Raw genomic sequence first — 12417 nt, 5'->3', positions numbered from 1 at the left:
GTTTAATCCACTCCAGTCAATGCAATTTTTTGAAATGGTACATTTTGTTTGTCTAACGTAATTGATAAACTCAAGGCTTTGATAACATTAGCATCTTTAGTATTTTGTGCATTAATAATTGCCTCATCTGAACGAAGCCATCCTTTTCCTTGAAGAAAAATAGCAGTAGATAGGGCATTCACAGAATCCAATAAAACTTCCTTGTTTTGTAAACCCAAATCCATTGTTAAATGATGATTTAATGCATTTGACCATGCTTGAGTTAACTCTTGTCTCGTATTAAGAGGGCGACTTTCCATTCTCACAAGTTGCTTATTCTGTAATTCGTACACCACAATAATCGTACGAGTGACACCGTTTGCTAACTGTTTTTCTTTTAAAAAGACCAACTGATTCTCATCCATTCGTACAGGAACAGTAACAATCCAATTAGCTTGATAGCCAAAACTTCGACAGTCCTTATCCCATTGGTTAAATACTGATTTAAGCTGATCATCTCGTTGTCCATGGGCATCAAGGGTTTCTCTTGTTCGACTCATTGAATCAAGTGCACGCCATGATAGTACTGATAATATGGCCATTAATAACAACGCTACCATCACTTCAATTAAAGTAAAACCAAGATGTTTAGAGGACATGACCACCTCGATTTGCCATTAGGGTGACGACTGTAGCAAGTACTGTTTTATCCGTTATTTGTGTCACAACCACTTCCAACCGTCTTATGGATGGGTTTGGCGTGTTTGTAACCGTTAACTGGCAATGTAACTGCCACTCTCCTTGAGGGCAGTCAGTTTGAAATACCCCTAATCCTGGCCAAGACTCACTTAATCTCGCTTGTGCAAGAATATTATCTGCACTTAACTGTGCAGCAAAACGAGGTGGTAAATCACTACCCGTTCTTGTCACTACACTTAATGCCCTCATAGAAGATGCAAGTGCAATAGCCACTATAAATAGTGCTATTAATACCTCAATTAATGTGAAACCTCTTTGTCTCATGGTTTATGAATCACCCTAAAACGACCTAACGTATCTGAGATAATATTAATGTTATGTTGTTGTGTTATCAGCGTGATTTCGATGGGTGAGATATCATCACCAATGATAATTGTTAAGCTATTATCCTCAGGACAATTAAGTTCTGAGTCATTAACTTGAATGTGCGTAATAGTAGATTTGAATTGTCCTCCTGCTACCTGTTGAGAATCCATTAGTTTTAGCTCGCCTGAACTGGTGTCAAAAAAACGCCAGTTATGACAGTCTATTTTCATCACAACAGGAGAACCCGTTAGATCTTCAATATCGTGCGCTTGGTTTATTGTCGCAACCAGCCGTGTTGCATCGTCTGATAAATGTGAAGGATCAACTACATGTATAGACAGGGTAATTAAAGAAAATGAAATACCAATAATCACCAAAACAACAAGTAACTCAATTAAGCTAAAACCTAATTGTTTATCACCAGTTACCAATGTCTGCGTCATTACCTGTGCCACCTTGCTTGCCGTCCGCGCCAAAACTCCATACATCCATCTCACCGTGCTGTCCTGGGTTTTGATACTGATAGGGGTTTCCCCAAGGATCTTTAGGCATAGAATCTAAGTAAGATTTCCAGTTATTCGGAACAGGTTCAAGTGTCGGTTGTTTTACTAAGGCTTCAAGCCCCTGTTCAGTGGTAGGATAGTGACCATTATCTAAACGATATAACTTTAATGCTTGCACAATAGTTGCTATATCCTGTTTGGTTGCAATTTGTCTTGCCTGATCTGGACGATCCATGACGCGGGGGATGATTAGGGCAGCAAGAATACCAATGATGATCATGACAACCATAATCTCTATGAGAGAAAATCCTGATTGGTTATCAGGTAATTGTTGCTTAGTCTGTGACTGTTCCATAGAATAAACCTTAAAAAACATTATTTTACAATTAAACGCATTATTAAACGTTAATTTATTTGAGTTAATCTCATGTTAAAAAACTGGCAGCTGACACCTAAACAAGATAATTTTAAATATCTCTTACAATTAATTAGTCTATTTATCTTAGCCGGTACCATTGGGCATTGGATAAGTATACTGTTGGCTCCGTCACCCCTTCCCGTTCCAATACATACAATCGAAAAAAACACTAATCCTATTTATAACGATGCAAAAAGTGTATTCATCGGCCCCAGTCTCCTTAACGCTAATTTATCACTCAAAGGTGTCATAGCCAGTGTCAATCATGATGGTATTGCGGTTATATCAATCAACAATGGATTAGCTCATCCTTACCGTGAAGGGTATGAAATTAGCTCTGGAATTCTTCTTAAAGAAGTCGCTGACAATCATATTGTTATTGAACGTCAAGGGCGTTCTGAAACATTAATACTGAATTCAAAAACATCCATTCCCAATGGCCTTAGTATCGAACACCATTAATAAAACTAACTATCGGATTATTCTTCTCGATGAATTGAGAGGACTAGCCATTTGTTTAATGATAGCTTTCCACTTTTGTTATGACTTAAATTATTTTGGTTATACCCACTTTGCTATACTCACTGATCCATTCTGGACTATATCCAGAACATTCATTGTTAGTTTATTTGTGTTCATTTCAGGGATCAGCTATTCACTGACCACTGAGAGTATTAATCATTTTTATCAACGTATAATTCGACTAGGACTCTCTGCTCTGATTATTTCAATAGTAAGCCACTTTTTATTTGGATCTCGCTTTATCTATTTTGGAGTAATACATTTTTTCTTAGCCGCAACCATACTTACTAAGCCTTTGAAACCTTATAAAAAATCATTAATAATCGTTGGAATAACTATTTTACTTATTAGCCAAACAATCCAACTATCCTTCATGAATTCACGTTATGTAAATTGGATTGGACTAACGACTATCAAACCTGCTACTGAAGACTATGCCCCATTATTTCCTTGGTTAGGTTTGTTTTTTATTGGAACCTCCATTAATCTAGCCCTCTTTAAAGAACGATTAATAAGAGGTTGCCAATTAAAACCATTATCTATCATGGGACAACATAGCTTAATAATCTATTTACTTCATCAACCTCTATTATTTCTTATATTTACCTTGATTAATCATCACTAATCACTTTCTGTTTTTAGTGTGGTTGAACTATCTGTCTTTTTCAATGAAGTAGCAGTGATATAGCCTGGGTTGTTGCCACTAGGCAATGAAGTAATAACACCAATTACTTCAATATTATTAGACCCTGTAACAAGGTCAGATCCTAGGTAAGTCGTACTACTATAGGTCACTACATAATTTGCGTTATTAGTCACAAAATTAAACTGATTGGAAGTGGTTGAGAAATTACTTGAGGTGCCCACATAATCTGCAAGATTACTATTAGTAACTGCAGTTGAGAGAGAAGAGCATGTGACAGAGTTACCGCTTAACTGTCCATTTTGATAGCTTGCATTGACTTGTACATATTGTGTACTACCCACATTACAACCACTAAGTAAAACACCTTGGGGGACGTTAACCGATACTCCCTGAAAGACAATAGTAGTTGTGCCGTTAGTAGCTGCTGTAGGAAATAGAATTATACCTTTAAGATTAACACTGCTTGTTGTATTAATCTCATTAGAAGCTAACGAAAGCTCAATACTAGATCCATCTACTTCCCCCTGGTTGTTAGAGCCCTTAATCTTTACATAATCTCCCACGGCACAATTAGTACAACTAGTTGGTAATAAAACTGATGTGCCATTAATAATAGCAATGGATCCAGAGATAGAGGTAATAATACCACTCACTTGTACTGTTGGATTCGATGTGCTGGCATTACTGGTCGCAGAATTTATAACCAAATTGGATACAGGTAGAACAGTGGTTGGAGTATAAGATGTATTCCACTGGTTGGTTGCAAAATAATTACTCCAATTAGCACTAGTCACATACATGGATACCACTTGATTTACAGCAAGATTACTAGGAGTGGCCAATGACGATATATTCGAGCCCCCATAGCTCTGGGAATTAGCATTCCCGCCATTAACCCCGTTGCCACCATTAATGGCAACAGTACTCCCAGAGATATTAGTAACGATACCGCTTAATTCATAGTTACTGGCTGCTTGATTCACTCCTATCGGATTGCTGTAGTAAATACTTGCATTGGAAGGAACGTAATACTCATCTATTCTCGTCGCCACTAACTCAGGTTTAGAGGTGCTGGGATTAAGTACCCAAAAACCATGAACTTTAACTTCTGCACCCGCAATCAAGCTACTGATATAGCCATTAGGCGTTCCATTAGTACAGGGATATGAAGTAGAGGTGGAGAGAGAACATTTTACAAAAGGCTCATTAAACACAGTGGTAACGCCCAATGGTGTATTGCAAGCCTGAGTAACAATTCTTACTGGTTGATTTAAAACATATAAATAATAGTCAGTACTAGCAGCACACGTCCCATTTACAGTAGTTGTAAAAGCAGTAGGTTGATAAGTTATAACGCCTTGTAGGTCAGGAGAAATCTCAGCTGAGACTACAGTATTGGAACTATCAACAGTCGCCGTAACAACCTGCCCCAAGGAGAGAAGGCCAGAAGATGAACTAGAACCATCAAATACTTCCTTAATTTGGGCACTAGTACTTAAAGGATACTCAGTACCATCAATAAATATACTACCAAAACCTGTTACAAGGCCTTGTACAATAGTCCCCGAACTGACACCCGTTCCCCCACTACCAACCCCAGCTATGGCAGCCGCAGCACCACCTCCACAAGATGATAAGAAGAGTGTTGAAGCAAAACATAGGCAGATTGCAAGTAAAGGTGAACGCTTAAGCAAACAGTTCAGATTAAACATTAATATCTCCTTGGGATATTATTTAGGGGGCTTTTTTACCCGTACTTTATTATCAGTGCTATTACTTAAATTAGACTTAAAAGCGTTTTCGTTATTGTTTTTATTAGAATTTTTTGTTTTAACATCTTTTGATTTATTCTTTTTAGGTAGCGTACTAGGTTTAGGTTGCATCGATTCTGTGTAACAAAACATACCTACACGAATACGTTGATCGCCACCATTTGGCTCATCTTTGTCACTTAAAGGTACAGCAGCTTCAATTAAAGTACTCATAACTTGTAACCAAAGGGCTTTTGCCAGATGCTCAAGTTCTGCAATAGATTCTTTTGATAAGCCATCAGCAAAAACACTTTGCTCTAGAAACTTATGTTCATCAGTACCAGATAAATTATGAACCCCAGCTGCTAAGTGATCAGCCGTACTACCTGCTAATAAGTTACCCGCTTCCACCATAGTAGGGTCAGGAACGAATGCATCCCGAATCAAATGTACGTGATCATCAATAGCTTCAACCATACCAAGTCGTTCTAGTTCATTTAATATAGAACGAGGATGAACATCGGTAGAAACCTGTCTTACTAGAACCTCAAAACTTCTTCCAGTGCCGGTAAGGGGCAATTTATCCTGCCAACCACTAGCAAGCCACCTAGTCATAATTTGCGAAGGAAGAGTGGGCTTACCTAGCAATTCCCGAGGATGATCGCCTCCTGACACAATTAAATCTTGAAGAACAGGAATAAGAGCACGTACATCTTTACGATGAAGTCCTGATAAAAGACTTAAAGCTGAATCCGTTTGCTTAACACCCAACCGCGTTAATTCCTGAGATGCCTGTTCAAGAAAGACCTGTTTGATAGCTACAGAAAACTCTGGGTGACGGACACCCGAACGCAACAGCCACAAAATAAGGGGTTGCATGATGATCAGAGTCTGTTTCAGTACCAATTCAGGATCTAATTTTAATTTTTTTGTAACCATAAGAAAATTTTATGGGATTTTTTCCCAGAAGTAAAGTACAATAAACACATATGGGAAATTTTCCCATTTTATAAAATAAATTTTTCACTGTTTGCAATGTTACATAGGAGACTTTCTCATGACTTCAAAATTTGTTCGTAATAGTACTGTTTTATTAGCCTTATTTGCTATTTCTTCTGGTTCATTAATGGCACATGCTCAACATTATGATGCCAAACAAGCCATACAAGATGAATACAATGAAAGAGTACAGTTTAATCAAGGTAATCATTCTCAAAATATTACCAATGATCTTATTAAGGTTCTATACGACCAAAGCATACAAGATGTGATCACTGAATCAAAACAACTTATTCTTTTACACTCTGTTTATCAAAGTGACGTAGCTCATGGTGCTCACGATCAATTAGCAAGCGATCTCGCACGAATCGAAGAACAAAAAAGCCGTTTACTAAAAGCCCAACAACGCGTTTATGGTTACGCCACAGCTATGGCTAACCATCAAGACCCTCAAAATATGGTTACCAACTAAGCGAAACTAACTACCGACCTCCCCACTTATTGCTACAATGAAGGTATCCCCTAACCTTTGTTGTAGCATTTTTTATGTCTATCTTTCAAACCGTTGTTCAGTCATCACAGCCACTCTCATCAGATGTTTTAGCCCAACTTGCAAAATTCAATTCTTATCGCTTAGTGAATGATCGACTCATTTATCTACCCACTACACCGTTAACGAGTCAATTATCAGAATTAGCTAATCTTCATCAATTAGATATAGCGCAAGTACCTAACCACCGCTCTTTTTCTGATATTTCTCTTGTCGTAATGGATATGGATTCAACATTAATTACTATTGAATGTATAGATGAAATAGCCGATTTCATGGGTATTAAGGATCAAGTTTCAGCTATTACTGAGTCTGCCATGCGCGGTGAAATTGATTTTTCTGAGAGCTTAAGACGGCGCGTCAGTCTTCTAGAAGGCTTACCCGAAACTACACTTTTAACGGTATATAATGAGCGACTTAAAATCACTTCCGGTGCTGAACAACTTTTACAAGCACTACGAGATAATGGTATTGAAACATTACTTGTTTCGGGTGGTTTTACTTTTTTTACTGAACGGTTACAAAAAAGACTTAATTTAACTCATACAAGAGCAAATACGCTAGAAGTAAAACAGGGTTATCTAACAGGACGAGTATTAGGCGATATTGTTGATGCACAAGGAAAAGCGTATTGGTTACGTACCTTACTTAAGCAGCAAAAAAATCCTAAAGGTGTGGTTGCTATTGGTGATGGGGCGAACGATTTAGCGATGATGAAAGAAGCAGATATTAGCGTCGCTTTTCATGCTAAACCAATAGTAAGAGAACAAGCCACCCATGCTTTATCATGGGTGGGACTAGATGGCGTGATTCCTCTTTTAGAGATCCAATAAGGGTAGGTTTCTAACTAAAAGTACCCCAGGAATAGCTTTTAACTCTTTGAGTATTTTCTCACTAATGGGTGAATCATTATCAACCAGTGTGTAGGCCAAATCGCCACGAGATTTATTCATCATATTATGAATATTGACTGATGCATTAGCCAATGTTGTAGAAATCTGACCTAACATATTAGGTACATTGTTATGCGCTAGACTGATTCGATGTTTTGACTCTCTAGGCATAACAATATTTGGGAAATTAACTGAATTGGTTAAGTTCCCGTGTTCAAGATAATCTCTCACTTGATCAGCCACCATGACAGCACAGTTGTCCTCCGCCTCATTCGTTGATGCTCCTAAATGAGGAAGAGCGATAACGTGGGGATGACCTTGAAGTTTCACTTCAGGAAAATCGCAGACATAATAACGCAAATGTTTGTTTTCAAGACTCGCTATAACTGCCTCTGTGTCTACAATCGCATCACGTGAAAAATTAAGTAAAATAGCGTTTTTCTTGATTACTGCTAGTCGTTGGGCATTTATTAATCCACGTGTTGCAGGTAACAATGGCACATGCAAACTGACGAAGTCACAATGCTTTAGTAATTCCTCAATAGAATTAGACTTCTTAACCGATGCAGAGAGACTCCAAGCGGCATCGACAGTAATTTCAGGATCGTATCCATATACTTTCATACCTAAACCTAGAGCCATATCAGCAACTAAGCGTCCAATCGCACCAAGTCCCACCACACCTAGGGTTCTTCCTTTAAGTTCTGAACCGACGAAGTTCTTTTTTCCATCTTCAACCAATTGATGTAATGTTGCGTCGTCACCTCTGAGTGATGCTGTAAATTGTAAAGAAGGAATAATATTTCTAGCTGCCATTAACATACCTGAAAGAACTAATTCTTTGACGGCGTTGGCATTAGCACCTGCAGCATTAAATACAGGTACACCCCTCTCACTCATTGCCGGAATTGGAATGTTGTTGGTACCCGCCCCTGCTCTCGCTATTGCTTTAACCGATGCAGGTATAACCATGTCATGCATACCCTGAGAACGTACCAGTATGGCATCTGGTTTATCTACATCGTTACCAATTAAGTATTGCGGTTGAGGAAAGCGTTTTAATCCCTCATGAGAAATTTTATTAAGCGTTTGAATAGAAAATAAATTAGCCATGTTGTTTTTGAAACTCCTTCATAAATTGTGTTAAAGCAACTACACCATCAACTGGCATAGCGTTATAAATGGAAGCACGCATTCCACCAACAGATCTATGTCCCTTCAACTGAAGTAAGCCTCTCTCTTCGGCTTGCTTTAAGAAAGGTTTATCAAGTGCTTCATCTTTAAGAGTAAAAGGAATATTCATCCAGGAACGATTCGAAATTGCCACAGGAGAGCGATAAAATTGATTACTGTTATCGATAGCGTCATAAACCAACTGCGCTTTATGCTGATTTGTTTTCGCCATGGCTTCCAACCCACCATTGGCTTTCAACCACTTAAAAACCAAACCAGCCATATAAATTGAAAAAGCGGGAGGAGTGTTATACATGGAGTCGTTATCAACATGAATTTTATAATCCAACATAGCTGGAGTACCCACTTTGGCGTGACCAATAAGATCTTCACGAATAATCACAGTGGTTAAACCTGCAATACCCATATTTTTTTGCGCCCCTGCATAGATAATGCCATAACGGCTAACATCTATTGGTCGAGATAAGATAGTTGAAGACATGTCCGCTACAACAGGGACTTGATGCGTATCGGGTAAATCATAAAACTCTACTCCACCAATCGTTTCATTTGGTGTGATATGTAAATAAGCTGCATTGGGATTGAGCTTCCAGGTACTAAAATCAGGCACATAACTGAAATTTTTATCCTCAGCATTTGCCACAATATTAACTTGTGTGGTTTTTTTAGCTTCGGCAATAGCTTTTTTAGACCACTCACCTGTATGTAAATAATCAACTTGGTTGTTCTCTACAGCCAAATTAAGGGGTACCATAGAAAATTGTTGGCTAGCCCCTCCTTGTAGAAATAACACTTTATAGTTAGATGGAATAGCCAATAAATCCACCAAGTCTTGTTTGGCTTGTTCATGTATAGACATAAATTCTGGACCACGGTGTGACATTTCCATCACAGACATGCCGCTATTACGCCAATTGTTTAGTTCAACTTGAGCTTGTTTTATTACCTCTGCTGGAAGTACTGCAGGGCCTGCACTGAAGTTATACACCGCCATAATTCACCTATAAGTATTAAATTGTGTTGATTTATATCTTACTTAAGAAAAACCATGGTTATTATAAGAAGTGAGTTAGAGCCCCTTATTCACAATTATAAGTTATACTTATATATTAATTTATTTATATATTTCAATTGTTTATTTAATTTTAACGAGATATATTAAATTCAAATGCCTTTAATTAAACCTAGTATTTTTATTTCATAACATACCGATTAGGATCACCACTTACAGGTATCCTTATGGTCACGTCCACTAAAGAGATTCTCAATAACTTTATCAAGAGCCTCACTACACTTCTGAATGAAAATAAATTACCCCCATGGCAAAAACCATGGTGTCCACAATTTGGTACTGAGAATTCAAAACCACACAATCCAATCACCGGACAACCTTACCGAGGATTTAACGCACTACATTTATCCCTAAGTGCCGATATTTTTGGGTTTGAAGATCCGCGCTGGATGGGGTTTCATCAAGCACAACAAATGGGTTGGAAAATTAAAGCAGGTGAACAGGGAACAGCAATTCTACTACCCGTAACTCACGTAAAAAAATCTGACGTCAGAAATGATACCAATGAAGAATCGAGCCATAACACTATAGAAAAAGTTACCCAATTCAGAACAGCTTATGTGTTTAATGCTCAACAGATTATTGGTATCTCTTGTTTGAAATATATTTCGTCAGATACGCAAATTCCACATCATCCCAGGATATTAGAAAAAATCGCCTATCAATTAGGTATTAAAGTAATAGAAACCGCATCAGATACGGCTTACTATTCACCTCATCTAGACATTATCAAGCTACCCCTACCTCATCAATTTAGAAATGCCTATGCTCGAAATAGTACTTTTGCACATGAATTAGCTCATGCATCAGGTAACGAGCATCGTTTAGCACGCAATCAGTCTGGTAAATTTGGAAGTAACGCTTATTGTATTGAAGAGATTACTGCAGAAATTGGTGCTTATCTTTTATGTAGAGAATTGGGTTTACACTACCAGGCTGATCATCCCGACCAAACAGATGAACAACATCTAGCCTACACAGCGCACTGGATAAACCTATTACACAACGATCCTCAATATATAAGTTTAGCTATCTCACAAGGAAGCGAAGCAGCTAAGTTTTTAAGTCAACAACACCAAATTCAAACAATACTTGAAGAAAAATAATTTATTCATCACTAATTAAATAAGGTACAAATTAACATCACTATGACAACTGATAAGCAAATCTTATCTTCTTTAACTGTAGAAAAACCAAGATTTATATCGCTTATTATAATTGGTGTATTAATTTGGTATGGCTCTGGATTATTGCTATCTCATCGTTTACCAACCATTAACATTCATATTAAACAGTTTATCTTAACTATCTCTTGGCACGATTTAATACAACTCATTATTACTTCAAGCACACTCGGTATTATTTATTCCGCTCAACGCAAAGCGTTCCTCGCACAAAACCAACATACTTATCATGGTTCCGCCCAATGGGCGGACGAAAAACAAGTCAAAGCAACAGGATTACTATCCTCAAAAAAGGGTGGCGTATATTTGGGAGTATTTCAAAAAAAAAGACAACACTATTATTTACGACATCACGATAGTGAGCATATTTTAGTTTTTGCTCCCACACGAAGTGGCAAAGGGGTCGGCATTGTTATTCCGACTCTATTAGGATGGCACGATTCAGTACTGGTTCATGACATAAAAGGAGAGAATTATTACCATACAAGTGGGTATCGTCAAAACATACTTAAACAACGTATTATAAAATTTGATCCAACCTCTCAAGATTCGCATCGCTTTAACCCACTTAATGAAATTCGCTTAGGTAGTGAGTTTGAAACCCGGGATGTGCAAAATATTGCCACCATGATTGTAGATCCAGATGGCCGTGGACTTAACGACCACTGGGCAAAAACAGGCTTTGATCTATTGGTTGGCGTTATCTTACATGTACTCTATGCAGAGACTGACAAATCACTTAATCGAGTTCAATCGTTACTATCTACACCAGGTAAAAGTATTGAGCAAATCATGAAGGATATTCAGCATACCAATCACTTAGGCCATAGTCCGCATCCTTTGGTCGCTCAATCCGCGCAAAGTTTTTTAAATAAAGCAGCAAACGAGGCATCAGGAGTATTATCCACCGCACTTTCTTTTCTTTCCCTTTATAAGGATGAAGTGGTTGCTAACAATGTTAGAACATCAGACTTTACTATAGAGAGCTTAATGGAAAATCCTACTACCCTCTATCTGGTTGTACCTCCGTCAGACAAAGATCGACTTAAACCGTTAATTCGTTTAATTATTAACCAAGTGGTAAGAAGACTCACAGAAAAAATGCATTTTGATGAAACTGGTTTGGGTAGAAGTCAGTACCCCCATCGCTTGTTACTACTTCTTGATGAGTTTCCAAGTTTAGGAAAACTCGATATTTTTCAAGAATCATTAGCATTTATAGCGGGATATGGCCTAAAAGCATTATTAATTATTCAAGATATTAGCCAGCTTCATGCAGCTTACGGTAGAGACGAGTCGATTATCAGTAACTGTCATATTCGTGTGGCTTATGCCCCAAATAAAATTGAAACAGCAGAATTATTATCAAAAATGCTAGGTAACGCTACGTTAGGACAACCACAACAACAATTTTCAGGATCTCGTTTTGCTTTAATGCTAAATAATACGTCCAAAAGCACCCATTTTATTGGAAGACCTCTACTCACAGCAGATGAAGCCATGAGGCTCCCACCTAACCGAGCCTTAATTTTAGTCACCGGCTACGCTCCCATTTATGCAAAAAAAATACAATTTTATAAAGAACGATTATTCGCTACTAAACTATTACCACCTGTTCAACTATCACGATAAATATACCAT

At 37.8% G+C, this 12417-nt stretch carries 14 protein-coding genes; 6 read left to right on the top strand and 8 right to left on the bottom strand.

Annotated elements, in window-relative coordinates; translation table 11 throughout:
* Nucleotides 1-2 precede the first annotated feature (2 nt).
* Genes FV185_RS02205 through gspG form a run of 4 tightly spaced genes read right to left on the bottom strand, consistent with a single transcriptional unit; the run spans nucleotide 3 to nucleotide 1902 of the window.
* The gene (locus tag FV185_RS02205; RefSeq protein ID WP_067493129.1) at nucleotides 3-638 is read right to left on the bottom strand and encodes a PulJ/GspJ family protein; all 636 of its coding nucleotides are present in this window, start codon (nucleotides 636-638) and stop codon (nucleotides 3-5) included.
* A complete protein-coding gene (gspI, locus tag FV185_RS02200) occupies nucleotides 628-1002 on the bottom strand; it encodes a type II secretion system minor pseudopilin GspI (protein ID WP_067493127.1) in 375 nt (124 codons plus the stop codon). Before gspI ends, FV185_RS02205 begins: the two co-directional genes overlap by 11 nt.
* Nucleotides 999-1487: a prepilin-type N-terminal cleavage/methylation domain-containing protein gene (locus FV185_RS02195; RefSeq protein ID WP_067493125.1), complete on the bottom strand. Its 489-nt coding sequence runs from the start codon at nucleotides 1485-1487 to the stop codon at nucleotides 999-1001. The genes gspI and FV185_RS02195 overlap by 4 nt, the downstream gene beginning before the upstream one ends.
* Nucleotides 1462-1902: a type II secretion system major pseudopilin GspG gene (gene gspG, locus FV185_RS02190; protein WP_067493123.1), complete on the bottom strand. Its 441-nt coding sequence runs from the start codon at nucleotides 1900-1902 to the stop codon at nucleotides 1462-1464. The genes FV185_RS02195 and gspG overlap by 26 nt, the downstream gene beginning before the upstream one ends.
* Nucleotides 1903-1974: 72 nt before the next feature.
* Here gspG and FV185_RS02185 point away from each other — a divergent pair, with 72 nt between their 5' ends.
* Nucleotides 1975-2427, top strand: a complete 453-nt coding sequence (locus FV185_RS02185) for a type II secretion system protein N (protein WP_067493121.1) — start codon at nucleotides 1975-1977, stop codon at nucleotides 2425-2427.
* On the top strand, nucleotides 2402-3112 hold the full coding sequence (locus tag FV185_RS02180) for a heparan-alpha-glucosaminide N-acetyltransferase (RefSeq protein WP_082786986.1): 711 nt from the start codon (nucleotides 2402-2404) through the stop codon (nucleotides 3110-3112). Before FV185_RS02185 ends, FV185_RS02180 begins: the two co-directional genes overlap by 26 nt.
* On the opposite strand, the gene FV185_RS02175 is transcribed toward FV185_RS02180, so the two are convergent.
* Nucleotides 3109-4845, bottom strand: coding sequence for a hypothetical protein (locus FV185_RS02175; RefSeq protein ID WP_067493117.1), 1737 nt, complete (start codon nucleotides 4843-4845; stop codon nucleotides 3109-3111). The two genes, FV185_RS02180 and FV185_RS02175, sit on opposite strands and share 4 nt — an antisense overlap.
* Before the next feature lie 18 nt (nucleotides 4846-4863).
* On the bottom strand, nucleotides 4864-5823 hold the full coding sequence (locus FV185_RS02170) for a DUF6502 family protein (RefSeq protein WP_067493115.1): 960 nt from the start codon (nucleotides 5821-5823) through the stop codon (nucleotides 4864-4866).
* Between the two features lie 118 nt (nucleotides 5824-5941).
* Here FV185_RS02170 and FV185_RS02165 point away from each other — a divergent pair, with 118 nt between their 5' ends.
* Both FV185_RS02165 and serB read left to right on the top strand, forming a co-directional pair.
* Nucleotides 5942-6355, top strand: coding sequence for a hypothetical protein (locus FV185_RS02165; protein WP_067493113.1), 414 nt, complete (start codon nucleotides 5942-5944; stop codon nucleotides 6353-6355).
* A gap of 74 nt (nucleotides 6356-6429) precedes the next feature.
* The gene (serB, locus tag FV185_RS02160; protein ID WP_067493111.1) at nucleotides 6430-7266 is read left to right on the top strand and encodes a phosphoserine phosphatase SerB; all 837 of its coding nucleotides are present in this window, start codon (nucleotides 6430-6432) and stop codon (nucleotides 7264-7266) included.
* On the opposite strand, the gene FV185_RS02155 is transcribed toward serB, so the two are convergent.
* Both FV185_RS02155 and serC read right to left on the bottom strand, forming a co-directional pair.
* A complete protein-coding gene (locus tag FV185_RS02155) occupies nucleotides 7252-8439 on the bottom strand; it encodes a phosphoglycerate dehydrogenase (RefSeq protein WP_067493109.1) in 1188 nt (395 codons plus the stop codon). The two genes, serB and FV185_RS02155, sit on opposite strands and share 15 nt — an antisense overlap.
* Nucleotides 8432-9514, bottom strand: coding sequence for a 3-phosphoserine/phosphohydroxythreonine transaminase (gene serC, locus FV185_RS02150; protein WP_067493106.1), 1083 nt, complete (start codon nucleotides 9512-9514; stop codon nucleotides 8432-8434). Before serC ends, FV185_RS02155 begins: the two co-directional genes overlap by 8 nt.
* Nucleotides 9515-9759: 245 nt before the next feature.
* On the opposite strand from serC, the gene FV185_RS02145 reads away from it, so the two are divergent.
* Complete coding sequence (locus FV185_RS02145) at nucleotides 9760-10698, top strand: ArdC family protein (protein ID WP_067493104.1); 939 nt, start codon at nucleotides 9760-9762, stop codon at nucleotides 10696-10698.
* A gap of 42 nt (nucleotides 10699-10740) precedes the next feature.
* The gene (locus tag FV185_RS02140) at nucleotides 10741-12408 is read left to right on the top strand and encodes a type IV secretory system conjugative DNA transfer family protein (RefSeq protein ID WP_067493102.1); all 1668 of its coding nucleotides are present in this window, start codon (nucleotides 10741-10743) and stop codon (nucleotides 12406-12408) included.
* Nucleotides 12409-12417 lie beyond the last annotated feature (9 nt).

It is taken from the genome of Ferrovum sp. PN-J185, from assembly GCF_001581925.1.
Taxonomy (GTDB): Bacteria; Pseudomonadota; Gammaproteobacteria; order Burkholderiales; family Ferrovaceae; genus PN-J185.
Note: the sequence above shows the minus strand (reverse complement) of the source record. Positions and strands in the feature narration are given on the sequence as shown.